Here is a 24,755-nt window from a genome sequence, read left to right as displayed (position 1 = left end):
ATAAACGGCGAATGGGGGCATAACCTAGACGAGGATGCTGTAGAGCGCGTTGATCAAATGTGCCGCAACGACGCAGATGTAGCTTTTCGGGTATCGGGCCCTTCCGGGCCAATTTGGTTAGCATTCAAAGAGGTGAAATAGCAAATCCGACCTGTTCGGAGCGTTTGAATAGGTGGCGGATAGGCAGCCTCCCCTCACCGATAAACCTCATCCTCTCCCGGAAAACTCCGGTCTTTGACCTCGTCAGCATATTGACTCACGGCGCGTTCGATGGCGGGGCCGAGGTCGCCGTATACTTTCACAAACTTTGGCGTCCATTCGTTCAGGCCCAGCATGTCCTCAAGCACGAGGATCTGGCCGTCACAGTCTGCTGAGGCCCCAATGCCGATGGTGGGGATTGCGATCTGTTTGGTGATCTTGGCAGCCAGCGGCTCGACCATACCCTCAAGCACAATGGCAAAGGCACCAGCTTCGGCCACGGCTCGGGCGTCTTCTTCGTGGATGGCCCAGCTGTCTTCCTCGCGGCCCTGGGTCTTGAAGCCGCCCATGACGTTTGAGGACTGTGGTGTGAGGCCGATGTGGGCCATCACGGGAATGCCGCGCTCGGTCAAAAAGCGGATGGTTTCGGCCATGCGTTTGCCGCCCTCCAGCTTCACCGCGCCGCATTGGGTCTCTTTCATGATCTTGGCGGCATTGCGGAAGGCCACGGCGGCGCTTTCCTCATAGGTGCCAAAGGGCATGTCCACCACCACCAGCGCTTTCTGGGTGCCGCGCACCACCGCTTTGCCGTGCATGATCATCAGATCGAGCGGCACACCGACGGTGCTTTCCATACCGTGCATGACCATGCCAAGGCTGTCACCCACCAGAATGAAGTCCGCGTATTTGTCGACAATCGCGGCAGTGTGCGCGTGATAGGAGGTCAGTGAGACAATCGGCTCCCCACCTTTGCGGGCGGCGATCTGTGGAACGGTGGTGCGGCGGATCTGGGTCTGTTTGCTCATGGGGTCACTACTCTTTGGTCAATCAGAAGAATGTCGCCAAAGGCAACGGAGATCATGATGGCGGTGGGGCCGGTGAGCGGCCCGGTGAGGGTATTGAGCGTTTCATCGGCCACGATGTCCAGCCCGATGAGCGCGGCGCGCGGCTCGCTGGCGATGGTCGCGGTGATGGTGGCGTGCAGGGCGTCAACTGTGCCGCCCTTGGCTGCGGTCTCTGCGGCATCCAGCGCGCGTGACAGCACCAGCGCGGCGGCGCGGTCTTCTGGTGTCAGGCGCACATTGCGTGACGACATCGCGAGCCCATCGGCCTCGCGCACTGTGGGGGCGCCGATGATCTGCACGGGCATATGCAGGTCGGCCACCATACGTTTGATGACCTGAAGCTGCTGGTAGTCTTTCTCACCAAAGACGGCGACATCTGGCTGCACGATGTTAAAGAGCCGCGCCACCACTGTGGTCACGCCGCGGAAGTGGCCGGGGCGGACTTCGCCGTGCAGCATATTGGCCAGACGGGTGGTTTCCACGATGGTTTCATCGCCGGGGGGATACATGGTCCCCACCTCCGGCAGGAACACAACCGCGACGCCGGCCTCGTTCAGCAGGGCAAGATCGCGATCCTCATCGCGTGGGTAGGCGTCGAGATCGGCGGCTTCACCAAATTGCGTGGGGTTCACGAAGATTGACACCACGATGGCGTCACTTTGTGTTTTGGCGGTCTGAATGAGGCTCATGTGGCCCGCGTGCAGATAGCCCATGGTGGGCACCATGCCGATGCGGTGGCCATTTTGGCGCAGTTTTGCAACCGCTTCGCGGCACTCTGAAACTGAGCGGCAGATCAGCATTCTGGTCTGTCTCCATTTTAGGTGGGGCGGGTGTAACGATGCTGCGGCTGCACAGCAAGGGTTTTGACGGATACGTCACGTCGCATTCGCACACTATTGCGTCGGCTGGACCGTGAGATTTGTGGCCAATCGTTTACAGTCACCGCAAAATCATTCTTCTGCGGGGAGTCGCCTGTCTTATGAAAACGAATGTCAAAGCGCTGGTTGTGGGCGGTGGTGCCGTCGGAACCTCGATTGCCTATCACCTGGCCAAAGCGGGCTGGGACGATGTGATGCTGATCGAGCGGGATGAGCTGACCTCTGGCTCAACCTGGCACGCCGCTGGCCTGCTGCCGCTGTTCAACATGTCCTATGCGACAACACACATCCACCAGTACTCGGTGGATTTCTACAAAACACTGGAAGAAGAGACCGGCCTGAATGCTGGTTTTGCGGTTGTGGGCAACTTGCGTATGGCGCAGACCCAAGAGCGTATGGACGAGTATATGCTCTATGCCTCCACCGCCGAAACCTGTGGTGTGGCTTATGAGTGGCTGACACCGGATCAGATCAAAGAGCGCTGGCCGCTGATCGAAACCGGCGACCTGAAAGGCGCGATTTACCACACCGAGGACGGCTATATTAACCCGGCTGACGTGACACAGGCGATGGCCAAAGGCGCGCGCCAGCGTGGTGTGGAAATTCACCGCAAGATGCAGGCGGATTCCTTCCACTGGACCGGCACACATTGGGAAGTCACCTGCACCAAGATGGTGGAAAAGGGCGGCAACCTAATTGAGTCGGACGAAAAAGTGGTGATCACGGCAGAGCACGTTGTGACCGCCTCGGGCAACCACGCGCAGCGCACCGCAAAGATGCTGGGCATCAAGATGCCAGCGATCCCGGTGGAGCACACTTTCATCGTGATGGATCAGGACCCTGAGCTGGTCAAATGGCGTGAAGCGGGCAACCCGGAGCACCCGGTTGTGCGGGACGCCGACAACGAATCCTATGCGCGTGAAGAGCGTGGCGGCTGGATCCTCGGCATCTATGAAAAAGGCGCGCCTGCGCGCTTTGAGCACGGTGTGCCGGACAGCTTCCGCGCGGACCTGTTCCCGCTGGATCTCGACCGGATCGCGGATCAGTACATGGCGATGGCCGAGCGCGTGCCCTCCTGTGCGGAATCCGGCCTAAAAGACGACTTCAACGGCCCGATCTGCTACACCCCAGACGGCAACCCGCTGGTGGGTCCGGCCCCTGGCCTGCGCAACATGTGGCTGGCAGAGGGCTTCTCCTTCGGCATCACAGCAGCAGGCGGCACCGGCTACTACCTCGCGCAGATGATGGTGGACGGCGAAGCCGAGATCGACATGGCGAGCCTTGACCCGAAGCGCTATTCCTCCAACTGGATGACCACCGAGTTTGCGGCACGCAAGAACGAAGAGTGCTATGAGCACGTTTACATCCTGCACCACCCAGATGAAGAGCGTCCGGCCTGTCGCCCACTGCGCACCTCGCCTGCCTTTGACCGTCAGAAAGAAAAAGGCGCGCAATTTGGCTGGGTGAACGGCTGGGAACGTCCGAACTACTATGGCCCAGTTGATGCGCCCTCGAACTTTGACGAGGAAAACCGCTCCTTCCGCCGTGGTGGCTGGTGGCAGTATGCCGTGGATGAGGCCAAAGCGATCCGTGAAGGTGTTGGCCTGATCGACGCAACCGCCTTCACCAAACATGTTGTCAAAGGCCCCGGTGCGACCCAGTTCCTGGATTGGTTCACCTGCAACAAGCTGCCAAAGGTGGGTCGTATCAACCTGACCTATGCGCTGACCGCAGCAGGCACCACCCGCACCGAATACACCATCGTGCGCAACGGTGAGAACAACTACTACATCGTCTCCGCAGGCGCCTGGACCGAATATGACGCAGACTTCCTGCGCAAAGCGGCCGAGGACAAGATGGAAGAGTTCGGCTACATCGAAATCCAGGACGTCACCACACAGTGGGGTGTGTTTGCGATTGCCGGGCCAAAATCCCGCGATGTTCTGAAAAAGGTGATCAGCGACGCCGATCCAAGCACCGCGCTGTCCAACAAGCGCTTCCCTTGGCTGTCTGCGCGCCAGATCGAGCTGGGCATGTGCCCTGTGAACGCGATCCGTGTGGCCTACACCGGTGAGCTTGGCTGGGAACTCCACCACCCGATCGAGATGCAGAACTACCTCTGGGATCTGCTGGTCGACGCGGGTGCGGAGTTTGACATGAAGCTGGTCGGCGCCCGTGCGCAGAACTGGCTGCGTCAGGAGAAATCCTACCGTGCGTTTGGCACTGAGCTGGGCCGTGATGCGACCCCGGCAGAGGCCGACCTGCCGCGCTTCATCGACCTGTCCAAAGAGTTCCACGGCAAGGCCGAAATGGAAGCCAAAGGCGTGCGCTTCAAGTGCTGCACCATGCTGATCGACGGGCCGGAAGATGCGGATCCTTGGGGCCGCGAAGTGCTCTACACCCCAGAGGGTGAGCGCGTTGGCCGTCTGACCTCCGGTGGCTATTCGGTGGCGTTTGAGAAATCCATCGGCATGGGCTACGTCAAGCCTGAGATGGCGGTCGAAGGCACCAAGCTGAAGGTGAAGATGCTCGACAAACTGTGGGATGCGGTTGTGACCTGTGACAGCCCCTATGATCCGAAAAACGAAACCATCCGCAAAGACGGCTAAGGTTTCAGAGTAAAAGAAAACGCCCCGCAGATTTGCGGGGCGTTTTTTTTTGTGTGAGGCCGCGGCTTGGTCCGGTGCGGCCTTAGTATTCGCCTTTGGTCAGGATGTTGTCGCCATCTTTGTCCATGCTGGTGAACCATTCACGCAGGCGGGTGGTCATTTCATCGCGGGTGACATCGCCATCCAGGTTGATGTCCACGGTGCCCCGGCCAAGGCCCAGCACTGCGCGATTGGACAGCGAGCTTGGGTGATCTTTGGCATTTTGGGCCCGCGCATCGTCAAAGGCGGAATATTCCGCATTATCGAGCTTGCCGTCCTGATTGGCGTCAAAGGTTTCAAAGGTGCGTTTGCGCATGTCCTCCATTTCGGCCCAGGTGATGGTGCCGTCTGCGTCCAGATCCCAGGAGTCTGCGGCCAGCGCCGGGCTGCTGAACCCGAGGCCCAATGACACAAGAGCCGAAGAAATCAATGTAATGCGCATGGTTCGTCCAATCATTTTGACTATGTTTGTCTGCACCTTACGAGGGTGCCGCGCAAATGTCAGCCTGCTGATAGCTCTTCAAAGCAGGCAAGCGCTTTGCCCGCATACATCATTGCCGGCCCGCCGCCCATCTGGATCGCCATGCCAAGCACATCAGCAATTTCGTCTTTGGTGGCACCGGCTTTGACCAATGCCTCGCAATGCAAAGAAATGCAGGGCTCGCAACGGCTGACAATGGCCATGCCAAGGGCGACAAATTCTTTGGTCTTGTGATCCAGAACGCCGCCTTCTTTCACGGATTTGCTCAACCCGCCAAAGGCTCTGGCGGTGTCTGGAATGGTTTTGTTCAGGCCACGCAATTCATTACGTGTGGCGGATATTTTGTCTGTCCAACTCATGGTGGCTCCTTTAATTTGCAGAGCCAACATATTCCAATTGAGGAATGTTAATTTGACCAAGATCAAAGGGCCACACCGCTAGGCGTTTTTCTGTGATTACAGGGGCTTTTTGTACTGCAGCAGCAGATTGTTGGCGGGCATTTCCGTAATTGTGCCACCAGACAAGCCATGAGACAGCGCGATCGCGGCAATCTCATGGTCAGACTTGTAGCCAATCTCCGGATCCTGTGCGCGCAGGTCTGCATCAAACCGTTGGTCGCCGTCGCTGACCAGCACGCCATCGCGTTTGAACGGGCCATAGATCAGCAGCTGACCGCCCGGGTGCAGCGCCTTCGCGGCCTCTGAAATCAGGGTTTGAGCCTCGGCTGTGCTGATCAGATGCAACAGATTGCTCAGCAGGATCGCATTTGGCGCGCCGACCTGTGTTGCCCAGCCGGGGGCGGTGGCGTCCAGATCCTGAGGCGCGGAGAGATTGGTGAGGCTGCTTTCATCCACATAGGCCTGAATGCTGGCGCGGCGGGTGGCGTCGATTTCGGTTGGGCGCCATGTGAGCGCGGGGAAGGCTTCGGCATAGGCCGCAATGTGCTGCCCGGTGCCGCTGGCGATTTCAAGAACCTCGCCCTCTGCGGGCAACAGTTCGGCCAGCGCGTCAATCAGTGGGGCGACATTGCGTGCGGCAGAGGGGGCATAGAGCTTTCCGTGGGCATCTGGTGTCGCAACGGAGGCGCTGTCAGGCAAGTTCAGGCGGCGGGGCATTTAGAAAACCTCCGTGGATCAAGGGCGCTGCGGGTGGCCGTATCGAGCGCTATGGATTGGCCGGTGATCAGGTCTGCAATCAGTTGAGAGGCAGCCGGGGCCGTTTGGAAGCCATAACCGCCCTGACCGGCCACCCAGACAAAGCTGGATTCTGTGCCGTCAGGGCCAAGCGCGAGGTTGCGATCTGGCGTGAAACTGCGCAGTCCGGCCCAGCTGGCCTCCAGGCGGGTGACCTCGTCAGAGACAAATTCCTGATATCTCGCAAGCCCTTCAGCCAGCACCATATCATCTGGCCAAGCATCAAACGGGGCAATCGGGTCCTCTTCAGCCGGAGACACAATCAGGCTGCCTGCATCAGGCTTGGCATACCAGTGTTCGTGCACATCCAGCAGCATGGGCCAATCACGCACGTCATGACCGCCGGGGGCTGGAATGCGCGCCATGGAGCGGCGCATCGGGGTGATGCCAAGCGGTGCAATGCCCGCGAGGTTGGCGATCTGATCGGCCCACGCCCCAGCCGCGTTCAAAAGCAGTTTGGCCTCATAGGCCGCGCCATTTGCGATCACCTGCCAGCCGGACGCGGTACGGGCGATCTTGGTCACGGCCTGCCCGGTGCGCACCTCGCCGCCATGGGCGCGGCAAGTCTTCGCGCACCATTGTAAAAGGCGGTCTGTGTCAATGTCTGCGGCCTCTTCATGCATGGCGGCAAACGCCGCGACCTCTGGTTTCAGAATGGGCACCCGCGCGCAGGCGTCTTCTGTGGATATGGGGGTGGCTTCAAAGCTTTCACACGCTTGCTCAAAAGCTGCGCGATCCTCGGGTTTGGCAAGAAACATCACACCACGCGGAGAGAGGAAGCCGCCATCCGTTGTGGCGAAGAAATCTGCGCTGGCGCGGCTGAGCGCGACCGTGCTGGCCAGGCCGTAGTTTTGCTCAAACATGGCGGCGGAGCGGCCAGAGGCATGATAGCCAAGCGCGTTTTCCCGTTCCAAAACAAGGGTTTTCCCCAGCGGTGCCAAGCGCGCCGCAGCAGAGAGCCCAGCGATGCCGCCTCCAATGATGAGGAAGTCGATCATGCTTCTTCCAATCGATCAGTAGCCGGTGGCGGCGTCGGGGTGAGCGCTGTCAGCTGCGCATAAAGCGCATCATCCATGTCAAAAGTCACAGCCGCCAGCGAGGGGGCCAGTTGCGCAGCAGTGCGCGCAGACAGGATCGGGCTTGGTGCGGCGCTGTGGCGCGCGGCCCAGGCAACCGCCAATGTGGCCGGGCTCACGCCCATGTCGGCTGCGGTGCTAGCAAGCTCTGTCGCTGCGGTGTGCATCCAATCCACCCCATAGCGGGCGGCATAGCCACGATCAGAGCGCAGTCTGCCCGTGCCATCGGGCGCGCTGTATTTCCCTGTCAGCAAACCGCCGCCCAGTGGCGAATAGGTGGCGGCAAGGATGCCGAGATCGGCGCACATGGGCAAAATTTCGACCTCTGCCTGACGTTTGACCAGATTGTACATGGGTTGCAGCACATCAATTGATACGCCGTGCGCCGCCCCAAGCCAGGCAGCCTTGACCACCTGCCAGGCGGCAAAATTTGACAGGCCCACATACCGGATATTGCCCTGTGCTTTCTGTTCCGCAAAGAAATCCAGTGTCTCTTCCAGCGGCGTGTCTGCATCAAAGCGGTGCAGGTATAAAATGTCGATCTGATCAAGCTGAAGCCGCTGACGGGACAGATCGAATTGCGCAGCAAGATTGGCGCGACCAGCGCCGCCATTGTAGCCCACCTTCGTGGCAATCACCAACGCGTCGCGACAGTCCCGGATCAGGCCGCCGAGAATCTCTTCTGATTTTCCAGAGGTGTAGAGATGGGCCGTGTCAAAATGGTTGATCCCCGCGCCACGGCAGGCTTCGAACATTTCGGCGCTGTCCTGCGCGGTGGCCCCTTCGCCAAATTGCATGGTGCCAAAGGCAAATCGACCGACGGGGGTGCCGTTGGGGCTAAAGATGCGGTGTGTCATGGCGCGACGTTGCCATGGGTTGCGGCGCGGGAAAAGGACGATTTTGGGTGCGCAGCAACCTTTGTGCAGCGGCACATTGCTGCGGCAGCGGAACAAGCCCTGCGCTTAACATGTGCGTTGGCTGGCAGGGGCGGGAAGAGTTTGGCCGATGTCAAAGCAGCGTTGTTGCAACTGTGCGTGACGCGCATCAGAGGAGGCGCTGCCAATCAGCAATTCCAGCCGGTCAGGCAAAGTCCCAAACGCACCGGGCGCGCCCATCATCCAACTGGTGTCCAGTGCAGGGGCGTGCCCCTTGCGATCCATGCGATCTGTACGCGGTCCTGCGGGCACCAGCATAAGGCCAGCCCGCAGCTGTTTTGCAGAGACCGCCGCGCCATCAGGAGCGCTGTTGTCATTGGCCGTAACAGTCGGTTGCCAGACACGGTTGACCCAGCCTTTCATTTTGGCAGGCAACCCCCACCAGTATAGAGGAAAAATCAGACAGATTGCATCTGCGCGGGCCATGCGTTCCTGCTCTTGCTGAACATCCTCGGCTGGGTGTTCTGCAATATCGGCCAGAGACCAGAGCGGGTTAAAACCTTCGGCATTCAGGTCTGCGAGTTCTGCAGTATGTCCGGCAGAGCGCAGACCGGCGATGAAACGCGCGGCGGCTGTTGCGGAAAAGCAGGAAGGGGTGGGGTGATCGAGAACGGTAAGGACATGCATGATGACGCTCGCTGTTTAGGAGTGAGAGGGCACGTGCGGGCCACAGCCGACCCCGACAGAAAAGGAGATATCTGTCAGGGTCGGAAAGGGGCGGTCACGGGAGGCACTTGGGACTGCGCTGGGGAAGTGTGACCGCCGGTACGGGGCGGACAAAGGGACAGGGTCACCCCGAATGCGGTGTCACGCGTGATGCGGCAGTTCGATGTATGTGTCTGACGTTTGCGCAACTTGGGCTGCCCCCGCATCCGCAAGGTGGTGGACCCCGGTGGTGGGGCCGCCAAGCCCCAGGATAAGGGCGCCTGCAAAGATGGTCAGGCCACTGCCCACTGTTGCGACTGCAATAGACTTGCCTATCAATGGGGCGGATAACGTCATGGTTGTATTCCTTTCGTCTTTCTGCTGCGCCATTGAGGCGCTCGGGGGCGCATCGTCGTGACCTGTCAAAGGTGGCTCGATGTGCCGTGTTGTTTCGATGTGATTAGGAATACCGCTGCAGGTCTCTGAAATATTGACGCCGCGTGCCAAAGACTTGACAGCAGGCGTCAAAGGTCAAAGTGTCGATCACGAAAGCGTGATCGGTGGGATTGCGCCAAAAGAGGCCCTTTAGAGGCGAACGTGGGGTGAATAAGTGACCGCGGTTTCTGCGATGTATGCGCGCAAACAGATCGAGCAGGCGATAAACCTGCCCGACAAGGCGCCCCTGTATCAAATTATCGAAATGACGCCTGATCAACTGCAGGACGGAGCCGTCATGGTGCCAATTGCGGCCTATCTCAGCTTGATTGAGGCGATTGCACAGAGTGAGTGGCCGGATCTGCGTTTTCACATGCGCACAAGTCAAAGCATGCGCTGCGATGAATTTGGGGTGTTTGGGCTGGCCTTCAAATCGGCGCCAACGGTGCGGCAGGGATTGCAGCGGCTTCAGCAATATGTGCGCCTGCACAATCGAGTCTCTGAGTTTGCAGCAGAGGCAGAGGGTGGCGCGTATGTTTGGTCCATGAAAGGGCCGGCAGTGGTGCGGCTGGGCAGTGCGCTGTCCGCTGAGGCGGCGATGGCGACCACGCTGGTGTTGTGTCGGGAAGCCACGCAGAAGACGCTGACCCCGGTAAAGGTGGAGTTCAGCCACACTCGCGAGGGCAGCAAAGACGCTTTGATGGCGCATTTCGGCGTGATGCCTGAATTTGGCGCAGCGCGGGATGCGATCCATTTTGACATGGCAGAGGTGGAACAGCCCTGCGCGGTTGGAGATGCTGCGATCTGGCAGTATCTGACCACACATCTGGATCAGGCGTTGCAGGAAGATGCGCGCCGTGCGCGCCCATTTGCCGAGTTGGTGATCGAAGAGATCACCAAGCTTTTGAGTGGAGGTGTGCCGCAACTGGCGGAAGTGGCCGGGATCATGGGGCTGGGAGAGCGCACGTTTCAGCGCCGCTTGTCTGAACAGGGGCAGACATTTCAGGCACTGGTGGATGAGGCGCGCCACCAGCTGGCCAGGCAGCTTGTGGTCGCATCCTCTTACAGCTTGATAGAAATCACCTTTCTGACTGGATTTTCAGAACAGAGCGCGTTTTCGCGGGGGTTCAAACGCTGGACTGGGATGTCGCCCAGGGCCTATCGACAAGCCCAAAAAGGCGAAAGTCTGGGGGCGCCTGCTTCGCGCTGAGGCGCCGTATCAACCGGTCAAGCTGGCCAGATAGAAATAGATTGGCAGCCCGAATGTCAGGTTGAAGGGGAAGGTGACCCCAAGTGCCAGTGACAGATAGATGCCGGATTTGGCCTGCGGTAGCGCAAGGCGCATGGCTGCGGGCACCGCGATATAGGAGGCTGACGCGCAGAGCACCATCAAGAGGAACGTGCCGCCCATCGAGAGGCCGACGAGTGCGCCTGCGCCCCAGCCAAAGAGTGACCCGATCAGCGGCATGACACAGCCAAAGATCAGCACTCCGCCTGAGATTTCCTTGCGGTGCTCAATCAGGCTGCGCCCCGCAGACAGCCCCATATCCAAGAGGAAGAGCGCAAGCACCCCGGTGAAGGGCACAATGATAAAGGGTTCCATCTGCGCCAGCCCTTCCGTGCCCGTTGTGACGCCAATGGCAAACGCCCCCAGCAGCAGTACAATGGAGCCATTGCCAAGGATGTGGTGAGCCAGTTTTCTGTCAAATTTTGCGCCGCTCCCTTTGCGGGCTGCCAGCCAGAGCGCGGAAATGATCGCAGGCACTTCCATCACGGCGGCCACCGCCACCATGAAACCTTCGCTTTCGATGCCACGCCCTTCCAACAGGCTGACAGCGGTGACGAAAGTGACGATGGAGATAGAGCCATAGTGCCCCGCCACAGCGGCAGCGTTTACTGGATCAAGACGGGTCATGATCGACAGCAGACCAAAGGCCACGAAAGGCAGAATGAAAGACAGCGCAATCCCTGCGATAAGGGAGAGGATCAGCGCGTTGCTGATGCCACTATCCGCCACAGCAGCCCCACCTTTGAAGCCGATGGAGAGCAGCAGATAGATCGACATGATCTTGGCGGCCCCCTCCGGGATGGAGAGATCGCTTTTGGCAAAAGCGGCGATCAGGCCGAGGAGGAAAAACAGAATTGTGGGCGCAAGCAAGTTGCCCGCCAGAGCGGCGAGGGAGAGGTCCATAAGCGTGACTTTCTTAAGATTTCAGGAGGGTATGCCGGTGATCAGGCGATCAGCTTTGGCGGGGTCGTCGATGATCCAAGAGCGGCTCCTTGGTCGGATCGTCAGCCATATGGGTGACGTCAGGATGTGCATTTCGGCTGATATCTCTTGTCTGAAGCATTTGTTCAAATATAAGCTTTCGAGGGTTTACATAGTTTGAGGCTATGAAAAATGCGGCCAACGCTTCGGCAATTGGAATACATCGTGGCGGTGGCTGAGGCTGGGCGCGTCGGAGTGGCGGCGGATCGGCTGAACGTGAGCCAGCCGAGCCTGTCGGCGCAGCTTGCAGAGGTGGAGGCTGATCTCGGTGCCACCTTGTTTCTGCGCGGGCGTGGCGGTGCGAAACCCACACCAGTCGGGGATGAGGTGGTGCGGCGCGCGCGCATGATATTGCATGAGGTCGAAGACCTGCGTGCCGTGGCGCGAGGCGGCGGCATCTTTCAGGGGCGACTGCGACTTGGGGTTTTGCCGTCTATCGGACCTTACCTGCTGCCTGGTGTTGTGCGCCGCCTGCATGCGGAACACCCGGATCTGCGTCTGGTGATCCGCGAGGAAAGCACCCATGATCTGGATGAGGGGCTGCGCTCCGGGCGACTGGATATGATCATTTCCACCCCCGAAGATCACATGGGCGCACGGGCCATGCCCTTATTCACAGAGGCGCTCTGGGCGGCTTTTGCGCTGGATCATCCGCAGGCGGAGGGGGCTGAACTCGCGCTTGAAGTGTTGCAGAACGAAACGCTCCTGACGCTTGGGCGCAAGCACCGTCTTTCGCATATTGTGGAGGGGCTCGCTTTGCGCGCGGGCGGGCGGGTGTCTGATGAATATGAGGGCACCAGTCTGGATGCGATCCGGCTGATGGCGGCCAGTGGTGCAGGGGTGGCGGTGCTGCCAAGTATCTATGCGGCAACTGAGGCAGAGCGCGGCACAAATGTCTGGTTGCGCCGGTTGGATCACCCGGAAGCGCACCGCGACATTGCGCTGATGGAACCCATGCGGGCGGAACCGACGCGCGGGGCCGCGGTGCTGGGTGCGATTTTGCAGGCGGAAGCCGCCGTTATTCTGACATCCTGAGCCGTTTTAAGTGATCTTCTTTACGTTTGGTCATGTAAAACATTTGCGTTAACAGGTTTGGGCTTCAGCCAAAATACGCGCATAAGGGGAGCAACGGATGGGTAAAGGTTTTTTTCGCGTGAAAATACGGAATAGTCGCGAGCGCTTGGTGTTTGTTCTTGTGATCACCGTAACCTCGCTTGTTGGATCCTTGATCCTTACGTCGATTTTGTCGCCCACCGGGCTTTCGCCGCAGGCCCTGTTACCGTCTATTTTTGTGCCACTCTTTGTCGCGCCGCTGGCGTCTTCTTGGGGCGCGCAGAAGATCCTGCATGTGCATGAATTAAATCAGGAATTGGCGCGAATTTTGGCGCATGATGAATTGACCGGACTGTTCAATCGCCGTTCATTTCTGGAAATGTTCACCTCTGATACCCCTCCGGGCAATGGCGCGGTGCTGCTGATGCAGATTGATCGGTTCAAAGACATCAATGACACCTACGGGTTTTTGATGGGGGACCGCATTCTGGTGATGGTCGCGCGAGCGCTCAAACGATTGACCGTACACGGCGGTTGTGCAGCCCGGCTGGGGAATGCCGAGTTCGCGATTTTCCTGCCTTTGGAGGATGGGCGCGCAGTATTGCGCAAAGCCGAAGAAATCCGCACGGCTGTGGAGCAACAGAGCCTGCCGGTGGATCAGGGGGCCTTGAGCTGTACGCTGTCGATAGGATTTGAGCTGCGCAATGCGGATGAAGCCATTGATGCGGTGATGCGGCGGGCCAATCAGGCGCTTTCAGATGCAAAGAAAACGGGCCGCAATCGGGTGCGGCAATATCAGCAACTGGCGCTGGTCTGAGCCAGCGCCACAATGATTTGCTGTTAAGCGTCGCGGCTCAGGCGCTCTTCAAGAACCTCAAACGGGACCCCGGGCGTGTCTTTCGCGCCGCGGATCACAAGAGATGTTTTCACACTGGCCACATTGTCGGCGCTGGTGAGTTCCTCGGTGAGGAAGGTTTGAAATGTACTGAGGTCAGGGGCCACGCATTTCAGGATGAAATCGACCTCACCATTGAGCATGTGGCACTCGCGGACCAAGGGCCACTGGCGGCAGCGTTCCTCAAAGGCAGACAAGTCCGCCTCAGCCTGAGAGACGAGGCCAACCATGGCAAAAACCTGCACCTCAAATCCCAGTTCGCGGCTGTCCACATCTGCGTGGTAGCCCCGAATGTAGCCTGAGTCCTCAAGGGTGCGCACCCGGCGCAGGCAGGGCGGGGCAGAAATCCCGACTCGCTTTGCAAGTTCCACGTTCGTCATGCGGCCATCGGCCTGAAGCTCTGCGAGGATTTTACGATCAATCGGATCAAGCCGGTGTCCGGGCATGTCTTTTTCTCACTGGTCAAATTTGCAGTTGTTATACCACCAAAGGAGTTGCGCGCAATATTATTTCGTATTTGCGCAATATCCTTTTGTGACTTCCCTGCTCACGGTGGTTTGTTGGTCAGACTGTTCCGCTTTTGGGTCTTGGGCTTTCCCTGCGGGGCAGGGATGGCTATATCGGCTACCGACTTTGAAATTGCAATGCAGAAAGGTGCCTTCATGGCCGAGACAAAACACACAAAGGTTCTGATCATCGGGTCGGGGCCTGCGGGCTACACTGCGGGTGTTTATGCCAGCCGCGCAATGCTGGAGCCTGTGCTGGTGCAGGGCATTGAGCCGGGTGGCCAATTGACCACCACAACCGAGGTGGAAAACTATCCCTCTTTCGTGGAGGTGCAGGGCCCAGAGCTCATGCAGAAGATGGAAGAGCACGCCCGTGCCATGGGCTGTGAGATCGTGGGCGACATCATCACCGATCTCGATCTCAGCGAGCGCCCTTTTAAGGCCAAAGGCGACAGCGGCACGCTTTACACCGCCGATGCGGTGATCCTCGCCACCGGCGCGCGCGCCAAATGGCTTGGTTTGGACAGCGAAGAGGCCTTCAAAGGCTTTGGCGTCTCGGCCTGCGCAACCTGTGACGGGTTCTTCTATCGCGGTCAGGAAATTGTGGTTGTGGGCGGCGGCAACACGGCTGTTGAAGAGGCGCTGTTTTTGACCAACTTCGCCTCCAAAGTGACCCTGATCCACCGTCGCGATGAGCTGCGCGCCGAAAAGATCCTTCAGGACCGCCTGTTCAAAAACGAAAAGATCGAAACGCTTTGGTTCCACGAGCTGGACGAGGTTGTGGGCGACGAGATGCCCAAAGGCGTGACCGGCGTGAAAGTGAAGCACGTGGAAACCGGCGAGATCACCGAGATCCCGGCAAAAGGTGTGTTCATCGCCATCGGCCACGCGCCTGCAAGCGAGTTGGTGAAAGATCAGCTAGAGCTGCACAACGGCGGATATGTTCAGGTGGAGCCCGGCACCTCCAAAACCTCGATCCCCGGTGTGTTTGCAGCGGGTGACCTGACCGACCATGTTTATCGTCAGGCGGTCACATCCGCCGGTATGGGCTGCATGGCCGCACTGGATGCTGAGCGCTTTGTCGCGGAAAACAGCTAAGCCGTCAGGCGCGTGTCAATTGCAGGGGTCGCAACGAAAGTTGCGGCCCCTTCTCTTTCCTAAACGCCGCATCAAGTCTGATCTTTGTGCAGAAACCGAGCCGGAAGTGACGCTATGAAGGAAATGATTGTGTTTGTGAGGAATTCGTTGTCGACTGACCGTGTTTGCTGACTTCGGTCACAACGTCTCTTTAAGTTTTTTCAAAACAATGTTTGCATGGAGCTCTCCATGGAAGTCTCCGGTCTAGCACTTTATCTGAATATTATCGGCGCTGTCGTTATCATTTGTGTTGGCGTTACCAATACTGTCCTGAATGTTATAAAAATCAGGAAGGAGCTGAGGAAAGGGGATCAGGGTGCGAACACTTGAGATCCTCAAAAGGCTTGATGCTTTGCCGATACTTGTCACCTTACTTGGTGTGTATTGGTTGACCGCCACTTTGACCATTTGGGCTTTTCCCTCCCCGCGTAATGTTCCTGACAGTGCTTTGGATGCACCCTTGGAAAACGCGCCGGGCGAGACCTCAGAGCCTGAACAGTCGGAGTATCTCATACTGAGCGAAGTTTCCGCACTGTTAAGGCAATCCTACGTCGATGTTTCTGAGGAAGTTGAGCGTGTGTCGATCGAAGATTTCACGCTTATTGATACCGGGATGTGGGCTGTTTTGGAGGAGGCTGCGCGTCAGGATATTCTCGAGCGGAGTGGCTTGCTGTCTGACCCGGAGTTTGTTGATCGGATGTATGCCAGCAGCATCACATCTGCGGATGACATCCTTTCTGATGTAAATCATGCGTTGGCCAGACAATTGCCTGTTTTCGAAGTTGTGCAAAACGCCGATGGAGAGAAATTTGTTTTTACGGGGCAAGATTTCATTCGCTGGCAGCCTGGGCAACGGTTTGCCGTGATACCAATTGGTGCAATCCCAGAAATTGACTGTGAAGTCGATCCGGGAGATCCCCTTTGTCAGCAGTAGGGTCGATTGGGTTGATGGCTGAATACTGCGACGGCGATCTTTCTGGCTTTCGCGTTTGACTCTCACCGATCACTGACGCGCACAGCACATCTGCGCGAGGGCGCAGAGGGTGATCTTGACGCTGGCCCGTGTTGGCGCTCAGTTTGGGGCAGGGCACATCAACAACAAGCGGGCGCAGATGAACACACTCTGGAAAGGCAATTGGCGCGTTCGGGTGCGGATCGTCTCCGGCCTTGTACTCTTCATCTATGTCCTGCTGCATTTTCTCAACATTGGATTTGGGCTGATTTCGCTGGACTTGGCAGAGCGGTTTCAGGACATGCGCGAAGCGGTGCACCGCAGCTTTCTTGGAAGCGTCGTGCTTTATGGCGCCTTTTTGTTGCACGGGGGGCTTGCGTTGTGGCGTCTTGCGCGGCGGCGCACGCTCAGGATGCCGATCTGGGAGTGGGTGCAGGTGGCGCTGGGGCTGACCATCCCGTTTCTGCTCATCACGCATGTGGTGCACACGCGCCTTGCGCATGAATTCTTCGCACTCAATGACGAAATGAGCTACATTGTCGGTTTGATCTGGAACACAGGCAGCGGCTGGAAACAGTCGGTGCTCTTGCTGATCACATGGGCGCATGGCTGTATGGGGCTGCATTTCTGGATGCGCGCTCAGGATTGGTGGCAGCGCAGCCTGCCGGCATTCATTGCGATGGCGGTTCTTGTGCCGGCCTGGGCGCTGGCGGGGTTTATGGTGCAGGGGCGTGTGCAATCGGCTGCGCTGCGCGACCCGGATGTGTTCCCAGCGTTGGCAGAATACTACAACTGGCTGTCTGCGGAGGCGTTTGGCGTTTTGCGTGACTGGGCTGGCGCGGCAGAGCTGGTCTTTACCGCTGTGCTGATTTTGGTGATCGCGGCAATGACCGCGCGGCGTCTTTTGGCGCGGCGCGGGGCTGTGCGGATCAAATATGTCTCTGGCCCGGAAATTTCTGGCCAGCCCGGTATGACCTTGCTTGAGATGTCGAGGGCCTCCGGCGTGTCCCATCTGGCGATGTGCGGCGGGCGCGGGCGCTGCACCACCTGTCGTGTGATTGTTGAGGAGGGCGCGGAGCATCTGCCACCGCCCAGCCCGCAGGAAGCCGCAAGTCTGGCTGCGGTGAATGCGCCGCCCAATGCGCGGCTGGCCTGTCAGCTGCGCCCAACAGAGCGGGCCAAAGTGTTGCGGGTGTTCAACAGTGATGGCGGGCGTGCCCGCGCGCATGAAAGCCTTGGCAAAGAACGCAACATGGCCATTCTGTTTCTGGATATGCGTGGCTTTACAGCGCGCACCACCGGGCAACTGCCGTATGATGTGGTGTTCCTGCTGAACCGCTTTTTTGATGCCATTGTGCCGTCGATCATCGGGGCAGGCGGCACGGTTGATAAATATCTTGGCGACGGGTTGCTTGCGGTGTTTGAGCAGGAAGACGAAGCCGCCAGCGCGCGTGCCGCGATGGAGGCCGCGATCGGCATCAGCTCCGCGCTTGTCACCTTCAATCAAGCTTTGCGTGCCGAAAAAGCTGCGCCGGTGGCCATTGGTATGGGGGTGCATCTGGGCACATTGGTGATCGGCGAAATTGGTGCGGCTCAACACGCGCCGCGCACGATCATCGGCGATACAGTGAATGCCGCAAGCCGCCTTGAGGGCGCAACTAAAGAGCTCGGGGTGGAGCTGCTGGTCTCTGAAAGTGCGCTGCGGGCGGTTGGGCAGGATGTCGACCGGCTCGATCTGGAGATTTTAGAGCTGCGCGGTGTGTCCAAGCCCGTGCTCGCCCTGCCGGTCCAGATTGGCAGCGATCTGCGCGATATTCTCGCCCAACAAGCGGTGGCCTGATCCCTTTTTTGGTTTTGCTTGCGAAAGATGAGCGCGAGAAAAGGGGCGATGTCCTTGGCTGGCCGCACGCCCAAGATCCCATTTCTGGTCACTGTTGGTACGGCTGGGCGAACGATCCTTGAATCCGGGTTTCTGGAGAAAGGGGTTCTCGTGCGGAATGCTGCAGTTGCAGCATTTTTTCCGATGCCGGGGAAAAAATCCTTGGCGAAATCGCTTCTTGCTCCTATGTGTTCATCTGTGAACACACTTTGAGTCGTTTGTCATGTCGCCACAGACCGCCAAACCTACCACGGATGAGGAAGACGTGCTCTTCCGCCTTCTGCGCCAGCTCGATCAGGCGCCGGAAGCCTCTCAGCGCGCCACAGCGGCAGCGGTTGGGATCTCTTTGGGGCGTCTGAATGCGCAGCTGCGCGCGGCGGCAGATGCGGGACTGATCACCATTAGTGATCGCGCAGGTCCCGACAAAAGACAGAGGTTTGCCTATTCGCTCACCGCGCGCGGTGCGACGGAGAAAGTGCGGCTCACAGATCAATTCCTCGCCCGCAAGCTGGCTGAATACAACGCGCTGCACGCGGAACTCACAGGCTCGGCAAGCGGCCTGGTCCCTATCAAACACAGGACACATCCAATGCAAAACAACCTTGCTCCGATTCCTGAGCTTTATGTCTCCTATGAGAGCGCTCAGAAACTGAAAGTCGAAGCGGCTGATCTGGTCAGCTGGGATCTGACACCACGTCAGATCTGTGATCTCGAGCTGCTGATGAATGGCGGCTTCAACCCACTCAAGGGCTTCCTGAGCGAGAAAGACTATGACGGTGTTGTCGAAAACATGCGTCTGGAAGACGGCTCTTTGTGGCCGATGCCGATCACGCTGGACGTGAACGAAGACTTTGCCGCCTCTCTGGAAGCCGGTCAGGACATCGCATTGCGCGATCAGGAAGGCGTGATCCTCGCCACTATGACTGTGACCGACAACTGGGTGCCAAACAAAGCGCGTGAAGCTGAAAAAGTGTTTGGCGCTGATGACGATGCCCACCCAGCGGTGAACTACCTGCACAACCACGCCGGCAAAGTATACCTTGGCGGCCCGGTGACCGGGATCCAGCAGCCTGTGCACTATGACTTCCGCGCCCGTCGCGACACACCAAACGAGCTGCGCGCCTATTTCCGTAAAATGGGCTGGCGCAAAGTGGTTGCGTTCCAGACACGTAACCCGCTGCACCGTGCGCACCAAGAGCTGACCTTCCGCGCCGCCAAAGAAGCGCAGGCCAACCTGCTGATCCACCCTGTTGTTGGCATGACCAAGCCGGGCGATGTGGATCACTTCACCCGCGTGCGCTGCTATGAGGCGGTTCTGGACAAATATCCTCAATCCACCACCTCCATGTCCCTGCTGAACCTGGCGATGCGCATGGCGGGCCCACGTGAGGCGGTCTGGCACGGCCTGATCCGCGCCAACCACGGTTGCACCCACTTCATCGTTGGTCGCGACCACGCAGGCCCCGGCAAGAACTCCGCAGGCGAAGAATTCTACGGCCCATATGACGCACAGGATCTGTTCCGTGCGCACCAGGAAGAAATCGGCATCGAAATGGTCGACTTCAAACACATGGTGTGGGTGCAGGAGCGCGCGCAGTATGAGCCGATGGACGAAATTCAGGACAAAGACGATGTGACCATCCTGAACATCTCCGGCACCGAGTTGCGTCGCCGTCTGGCCGAAGGTCTGGAAATCCCTGAGTGGTTCTCCTTCCCTGAAGTGGTGAAAGAGCTGCGCAAGACCCGTCCGCCACGTGCGCAACAGGGCTTCACCGTGTTCTTCACCGGTTTCTCTGGCTCCGGAAAATCCACCATCGCCAACGCGCTGATGGTAAAACTGATGGAAATGGGCGGCCGCCCTGTCACGCTTCTGGATGGCGACATCGTGCGCAAAAACCTCAGCTCCGAGCTGGGCTTCTCCAAAGAGCACCGTGACCTCAACATCCGCCGCATCGGCTATGTGGCCTCTGAGATCACCAAAAACGGTGGTATCGCGATCTGTGCGCCAATCGCGCCTTACGCAACCACCCGCCGCGCAGTGCGTGAGGACATCGAGCAGTTTGGTGCCTTTGTTGAGGTGCACGTGGCCACCTCGATTGAGGAATGTGAGCGCCGTGACCGCAAAGGTCTCTACAAACTCGCACGTGAAGGCAAGATCAAGGAATTCACCGGGATTTCCGACCCATATGACGTGCCGGTTGATCCAGAGCTGCGCGTGGAAACCGAAGGTGCCGACGTGGACAACTGCGCGCATCAGGTGATCCTGAAGCTGGAAAGCCTGGGCCTGATCAAAGCCTGATCCAAGATCACAGAACAAATAGAAAAGGCGCGGGACATTCCCGCGCCTTTTACTTGTGGTGATGGTGTTTGTGATCTGTCGATCAGCTGCCGGGGATCAGCACCTTGTCGATCACGTGGATCACGCCGTTGGACGCAGCGATGTCCGCCGCAGTCACTTTCGCATCGTTGACTTTCACGCCGTTGCGGGCGTTCACGTCCAGACGCTCCCCCTCTACGGTAAGAACTTTCGCTTTCTTGCCATCGATGTCACCCGCCATCACTTTGGCGGGCACAACGTGATAGGTCAGGATCGAAACAAGTTGGTCCTTGTTCTCTGGCTTGAGCAGGTTTTCCACGGTGCCTTCAGGCAGAGCTGCAAATGCAGCATCGGTTGGGGCAAACACGGTAAACGGACCTTCGCCCTTGAGCGTGTCAACCAAACCAGCGGCCTGAACAGCGGCGACAAGCGTGGTGAAAGAGCCCGCGTCAACGGCGGTGTCGACAATATCCATTTTCTTGCCGTGGCCATCCGCCAGCACGGATGTTGCCCCTGCAATGGCCATAGATGCGCCGATGATTGTGGCCATAAATGTACGTCTGAACATGTTTAATCCTCTCCAATGTTGACACGAAAGTTACGCAGAGGTGCCGGGAAATGGATCAACGAAAATTCAAATTTTTGTTCAATTAGCGTGTTAAGATTTTGATATTAAGTGATTAAACGTTTTTGTGATGAGTGCGTGATCAAGCGCACTATCCCCGGTTTAATACAAAAACCCCGTCAATTCTCGCGTGATGCCGCATGGGCCACATCCAGCACATGATGCCCCACCGGCGGCACCAGTCGCGCCTTTTGCGGCCCGTCTTTGGCGCGGTAGATCTCTCTGTCTGTCTTGATGGTGGCCACCACTTTCAGGGAGTCGAGCGCTTCAGGGTCAACCGATGTGGGATCCCCGGACAGGATCACAAAATCGGCGACCTTCCCTACCTCAAGCGAGCCTTTTTCATCTTCTTCAAAGTGCTGGTAGGCCGACCAGAGGGTCATCGCCTTCAGGGCTGTCATCACATCCACACGTTGGTGCGGGCCAAGAATATCGCCAGACCGCGTGCGCCGCGTGACCGTCGCACTGAGCACGCGCATGCTGTCAGGGAAGGCCACCGGCGCGTCATGATGCGTGCCAAACATCATGCCGCGCTGACGTACCCAGCCCGTGGGCGAGATGTTTTCCGCATTCACCGGTCCAACCGTGCGATCCCGGTGCCAGTCGCCCCAATAAAACGTGTGCATTGGAAAGAGTGATGGGAACACGTCCAGCCGCTGCAATGCGTCCACCTGATCTTCGCGCAGAAACTGACCGTGGATCAGAACGGGCCGGCGATCCGCCGGGCCATGGGCCTTCTCAGCCGCGTCAATCGCGGCGAGCAACATGTCAGAGGCACCCTCGCCATTGGCATGGGTGAGGATCTGAACATCGTTTTCAAAGGCCCAGTCGATCGCATCCACCACCTGTTCCGGGCTGGCAGAGGCATAGCCCGCATATCCCGGAGGGTAGCTCCCAACCGGATCATAATAGGGCCGGTCCCGCAGGGCGGTGAAACCCTGAGGTGAGCCGTCGATGGTCAGCTTGGCCCCACCAATGCGCACGCCATTCTCATACGTGTCAGATCTGTTGGCGAGAATGAAATCCCGGTCCACCAGCACGTCAGGATAGACCACCACATCCACGTCAATGCCGCCCTCTGTGGCCACCTCGCGGGCGATGGCCGCAACTTGCGGTGTGGCGCGGCCTTCCTGTGCGGTGGTGTAGCCAAAGCTGGCCCAGAGTTTGGCGCCCGCGCGGGCAAAATCTTTGAACCCTTCTTCGCTAATACCACCCAGAAGGGTGCCAAGTGCGAGGAAAAAGGCGTTTTCCTCCAGCACGCCGTCGGGCTCTCCGTCGTCGCCATAGCGGATGATGCCACCCGGTGGCACGGGCGTGCGCTTGGTGATGTCCGCTTTGGCCAAGGCGGCAGAGTTGGCCGCGCCAAAATGGCCTGACTGATGCACGATGATGATCGGCACATCTGCGGAAACCGCATCCAGGTCGTCTTTTGTGGGGTGGCGCAATTCAGCGAGTTGGGACTGATCATAGCCAAACCCCACAATCAAATTGGCAGCATCAATGGCGTCTTGGTTGTCGGCGATCCAGCGGCGCAGGGCCTCCTGCAGGCTGGCAATATCGGTCACCTCTCCGTCCGGTGGTGCGAGCAGATTGGCCGAAAGCGCCTGAAGCCCGCCCATCACCACATGGCCGTGGCTGTCCACAAAACCGGGCAACATGGTGCGCCCGTCCAGATCATAGGCGCGCGTGCTCTCACCTTGATGCGCCAGCAGATCCGCGAGGGGACCAACCGCCAGAATGCGCCCATCTTTGGTGGCCAGCGCCTCTGCGCGGGGGCTGGCGTCATCAATCGTGAGGATGGTCCCGCCGGAATAGATTGTGTCGGCAATGACCTGCGCCTGTGTGGGAGAGGCAAAAAATGTGGAAAGTGACAGGGCCAAAGCCTGAGACATCGGGTGAAACAATTGACGCATACCAAATACCTTTCGGATGATGCAAAGACTGTGCCCGCAACCGATGATAGCTGTCAAATCTGTCACGCCATTTGGCTGAGTGAGGCGGCTCTATCAGGCCCGCTTGGGTGACCATCGTTTGCCAAATCTGGCGGGTGTTGCTTTTTTGCACCTATGTCCCGGTGTGATCAACATACACTACTCAAAAGCGATCTCTGTATCTGTTTAAGAGGCTCTGAGTTTAGCAGCTCTGCCGCACCTGTCCCGGCAAATTCGCCAACACATACTTACATTCAAGGCAGGTATAACAACAAAAGGGAGAGCGAATTTGCTATTTCTACCAATAATTTCGGTCTTTGTGATCGCGGCAGGCTATGTGCTGCGGCGTTCGATTGAATTTCCAGACAAACCCAATGTCGATGGCACAGTGAACATTGTCGGGTGGTTTGTGAAAGCCACCGGTTTGCTGATGCTGATAGGCAGCCTGTTCAACGGCATGTTCTTTTATGCGGAGCCGGGGTTCAAATACCACGTGCGTACCATTTTGGGCGAAGAGAAGATGGTGTCTGACACCGGCTACAACCTTTACCTCTTTGGCCGCTACAACGCGTGGAAAAACGCGATGTCAGTACAGGCCTCGTCCACTGGGCAGGGCGAAGTGGTGGCCGAAGCTGAAAGCGCGCAGATGAGTGCAAACCTTGCGCCAAAGTCGCTGGTGTTCCTCGATCAGGTGGATGCATTTGTCTCTGCAACCTCGCGCTTTGAACTGCCCTCTGACGAGGATGCCTTCCTGCGCCTGGCGCGTCAGTACCGCACACCGGAAAACCTGCTGCGCACCGAACTGGTGCCTGCCTTTGAAGAGACGCTGGGCGCGACAGCGGCGCTGATGTCCGCAGAAGACTACTTCCAGGGCGGCAAGACCGAATTCAACAATGAGTTCCAACGCCAGATGGAGAGCGGGATCTATCTTGTGCGTCGGATTGAAACACAGGTGTCCTCCGGTCAGAACCGCGCCGGATCCGCAAATGCGGCGCTCGGCGAGGATCAGGAAGAGTTTGGGGATGACACCAAAACGGTTTTTGTCGTGCAGAAGCTGTTGGATGAAACCGGCCAACCACGCCGCAAGCAGCAGTCGTTCACCCAGTTTGGAATCTCTGTCACCTCGGCGCGTGTGACCGATGTGAACCCAAACCAGAAGTTTAAGGATCGTATGGCCCTGCGTCAGCAGGCGGCCGCAGACCGCGCCATTGCCCGTGAGCAGCGCATTCAGGAAGAAGAGCAAAAACTTCTGGCCGTGGCGCGCGGGGAGCGCGAAGTGGCCGAACGTCAGGCATCCGCCAAGGTGATCCAGATCGAACGGACCACCGATGCGGAAACCGAAAAGCAGCTGGCGATCACCGCCGCAGAACGCGAACGTGAGGCGGCGCGCATTGCCAAAGAACAGTCAGAGATCCTGCTGGAAAAGGCACGTATTGACGCAGAAGCGGTGCAGGTGGCGGCAGATGCGGAAGCCTACGCCAAGAGCAAAATTCTGGAGGCCGACAACGCGCTGGCACAGAAGCTCGATGCCGAAGTGGAAATTCAGAAGCTTTGGGCCGATGCCTTCGCCAAACGCAATGTGCCCACCTATGTCTTTGGCTCCGGTGGCGGCGACAGCGGCACGCCGGTTGGCTCTGATGACGAGGCCTCCCGCTTGTTCCAGATCCTGACATTGCAGGCGGCGGAACGGCTCGACTACGATCGCAAAATCGCAGAGTGAGCCACAGCCTTATGGCAAGACAGAAGCCGGGCGCGAAAGCGCCCGGTTTTTTGCGCTAAAGGGGAGGGCGCCGAAACGATACTTGCTGACCCTGCATCAATCACGGGCGTATGAGGAAGAGCAGAAAAAATAGGTGG

22 protein-coding genes are annotated in these 24,755 nt (G+C 58.4%); 9 read left to right on the top strand and 13 right to left on the bottom strand.

Annotated features, from left to right (window positions below):
• Nucleotides 1-194: 194 nt before the first annotated feature.
• Both panB and panC read right to left on the bottom strand, forming a co-directional pair.
• Nucleotides 195-1,004 (bottom strand): 3-methyl-2-oxobutanoate hydroxymethyltransferase, encoded by an 810-nt coding sequence (panB, locus tag PJL69_RS07485; protein ID WP_271309104.1) that lies wholly within the window; start codon nt 1,002-1,004, stop codon nt 195-197.
• Entirely contained in the window at nt 1,001-1,843 is an 843-nt protein-coding gene (panC, locus tag PJL69_RS07480) for a pantoate--beta-alanine ligase (protein ID WP_271309103.1), read from the bottom strand. Before panC ends, panB begins: the two co-directional genes overlap by 4 nt.
• A 179-nt stretch (nt 1,844-2,022) precedes the next feature.
• On the opposite strand from panC, the gene PJL69_RS07475 reads away from it, so the two are divergent.
• Complete coding sequence (locus PJL69_RS07475; protein WP_271309102.1) at nt 2,023-4,530, top strand: GcvT family protein; 2,508 nt, start codon at nt 2,023-2,025, stop codon at nt 4,528-4,530.
• A gap of 82 nt (nt 4,531-4,612) precedes the next feature.
• On the opposite strand, the gene PJL69_RS07470 is transcribed toward PJL69_RS07475, so the two are convergent.
• From PJL69_RS07470 to PJL69_RS07440, 7 genes are all read right to left on the bottom strand, one after another.
• Nucleotides 4,613-5,011, bottom strand: a complete 399-nt coding sequence (locus PJL69_RS07470) for a hypothetical protein (protein ID WP_271309101.1) — start codon at nt 5,009-5,011, stop codon at nt 4,613-4,615.
• Between the two features lie 59 nt (nt 5,012-5,070).
• Nucleotides 5,071-5,409 (bottom strand): carboxymuconolactone decarboxylase family protein, encoded by a 339-nt coding sequence (locus tag PJL69_RS07465; protein WP_209096910.1) that lies wholly within the window; start codon nt 5,407-5,409, stop codon nt 5,071-5,073.
• Between the two features lie 96 nt (nt 5,410-5,505).
• Nucleotides 5,506-6,165 carry a DUF938 domain-containing protein gene (locus PJL69_RS07460; RefSeq protein ID WP_271309100.1) on the bottom strand — a complete coding sequence of 220 codons (660 nt, stop codon included), beginning with the start codon at nt 6,163-6,165 and terminating at the stop codon, nt 5,506-5,508.
• On the bottom strand, nt 6,150-7,241 hold the full coding sequence (locus PJL69_RS07455) for an NAD(P)/FAD-dependent oxidoreductase (protein WP_271309099.1): 1,092 nt from the start codon (nt 7,239-7,241) through the stop codon (nt 6,150-6,152). The genes PJL69_RS07460 and PJL69_RS07455 overlap by 16 nt, the downstream gene beginning before the upstream one ends.
• Complete coding sequence (locus PJL69_RS07450) at nt 7,238-8,176, bottom strand: aldo/keto reductase (protein ID WP_271309098.1); 939 nt, start codon at nt 8,174-8,176, stop codon at nt 7,238-7,240. Before PJL69_RS07450 ends, PJL69_RS07455 begins: the two co-directional genes overlap by 4 nt.
• 105 nt (nt 8,177-8,281) lie before the next feature.
• A complete protein-coding gene (locus PJL69_RS07445; protein WP_271309097.1) occupies nt 8,282-8,881 on the bottom strand; it encodes an NAD(P)H-dependent oxidoreductase in 600 nt (199 codons plus the stop codon).
• Between the two features lie 180 nt (nt 8,882-9,061).
• The gene (locus tag PJL69_RS07440) at nt 9,062-9,256 is read right to left on the bottom strand and encodes a hypothetical protein (RefSeq protein WP_271309096.1); all 195 of its coding nucleotides are present in this window, start codon (nt 9,254-9,256) and stop codon (nt 9,062-9,064) included.
• Nucleotides 9,257-9,509: 253 nt separating this feature from the next.
• On the opposite strand from PJL69_RS07440, the gene PJL69_RS07435 reads away from it, so the two are divergent.
• Entirely contained in the window at nt 9,510-10,544 is a 1,035-nt protein-coding gene (locus PJL69_RS07435; protein WP_271309095.1) for an AraC family transcriptional regulator, read from the top strand.
• Between the two features lie 9 nt (nt 10,545-10,553).
• On the opposite strand, the gene PJL69_RS07430 is transcribed toward PJL69_RS07435, so the two are convergent.
• Nucleotides 10,554-11,525 carry a sodium-dependent bicarbonate transport family permease gene (locus PJL69_RS07430; protein ID WP_271309094.1) on the bottom strand — a complete coding sequence of 324 codons (972 nt, stop codon included), beginning with the start codon at nt 11,523-11,525 and terminating at the stop codon, nt 10,554-10,556.
• 210 nt (nt 11,526-11,735) lie between these two features.
• Between PJL69_RS07430 and PJL69_RS07425 the strand changes: the two genes are divergently transcribed.
• Both PJL69_RS07425 and PJL69_RS07420 read left to right on the top strand, forming a co-directional pair.
• Nucleotides 11,736-12,638: a hydrogen peroxide-inducible genes activator gene (locus PJL69_RS07425; protein WP_271309093.1), complete on the top strand. Its 903-nt coding sequence runs from the start codon at nt 11,736-11,738 to the stop codon at nt 12,636-12,638.
• Between the two features lie 97 nt (nt 12,639-12,735).
• Nucleotides 12,736-13,473, top strand: a complete 738-nt coding sequence (locus PJL69_RS07420; protein WP_271309092.1) for a GGDEF domain-containing protein — start codon at nt 12,736-12,738, stop codon at nt 13,471-13,473.
• A gap of 23 nt (nt 13,474-13,496) precedes the next feature.
• On the opposite strand, the gene PJL69_RS07415 is transcribed toward PJL69_RS07420, so the two are convergent.
• Complete coding sequence (locus PJL69_RS07415; protein WP_209096891.1) at nt 13,497-13,997, bottom strand: Lrp/AsnC family transcriptional regulator; 501 nt, start codon at nt 13,995-13,997, stop codon at nt 13,497-13,499.
• A gap of 216 nt (nt 13,998-14,213) precedes the next feature.
• Between PJL69_RS07415 and trxB the strand changes: the two genes are divergently transcribed.
• From trxB to PJL69_RS07395, 4 genes are all read left to right on the top strand, one after another.
• Entirely contained in the window at nt 14,214-15,155 is a 942-nt protein-coding gene (gene trxB / locus PJL69_RS07410) for a thioredoxin-disulfide reductase (protein WP_209096889.1), read from the top strand.
• A gap of 355 nt (nt 15,156-15,510) precedes the next feature.
• The gene (locus PJL69_RS07405) at nt 15,511-16,128 is read left to right on the top strand and encodes a hypothetical protein (protein ID WP_271309091.1); all 618 of its coding nucleotides are present in this window, start codon (nt 15,511-15,513) and stop codon (nt 16,126-16,128) included.
• 109 nt (nt 16,129-16,237) lie between these two features.
• Nucleotides 16,238-17,986, top strand: a complete 1,749-nt coding sequence (locus tag PJL69_RS07400; protein WP_333781869.1) for an adenylate/guanylate cyclase domain-containing protein — start codon at nt 16,238-16,240, stop codon at nt 17,984-17,986.
• A 262-nt stretch (nt 17,987-18,248) separates the two neighbouring features.
• Nucleotides 18,249-20,324 (top strand): bifunctional sulfate adenylyltransferase/adenylylsulfate kinase, encoded by a 2,076-nt coding sequence (locus PJL69_RS07395; protein WP_271309090.1) that lies wholly within the window; start codon nt 18,249-18,251, stop codon nt 20,322-20,324.
• Nucleotides 20,325-20,406: 82 nt separating this feature from the next.
• Here the strand turns inward: PJL69_RS07395 and PJL69_RS07390 are convergent, their stop codons facing one another.
• On the bottom strand, nt 20,407-20,910 hold the full coding sequence (locus tag PJL69_RS07390) for a fasciclin domain-containing protein (RefSeq protein ID WP_271309089.1): 504 nt from the start codon (nt 20,908-20,910) through the stop codon (nt 20,407-20,409).
• Nucleotides 20,911-21,086: 176 nt separating this feature from the next.
• Nucleotides 21,087-22,880 (bottom strand): amidohydrolase, encoded by a 1,794-nt coding sequence (locus tag PJL69_RS07385; protein ID WP_271309088.1) that lies wholly within the window; start codon nt 22,878-22,880, stop codon nt 21,087-21,089.
• A 307-nt stretch (nt 22,881-23,187) separates the two neighbouring features.
• On the opposite strand from PJL69_RS07385, the gene PJL69_RS07380 reads away from it, so the two are divergent.
• Nucleotides 23,188-24,618: an SPFH domain-containing protein gene (locus PJL69_RS07380; RefSeq protein WP_271309087.1), complete on the top strand. Its 1,431-nt coding sequence runs from the start codon at nt 23,188-23,190 to the stop codon at nt 24,616-24,618.
• The last annotated feature ends 137 nt before the right edge of the window (nt 24,619-24,755 follow it).

The organism is Shimia sp. MMG029, assembly GCF_027947445.1.
Lineage (GTDB): Bacteria > Pseudomonadota > Alphaproteobacteria > Rhodobacterales > Rhodobacteraceae > Shimia.
Note: the sequence above shows the minus strand (reverse complement) of the source record. Positions and strands in the feature narration are given on the sequence as shown.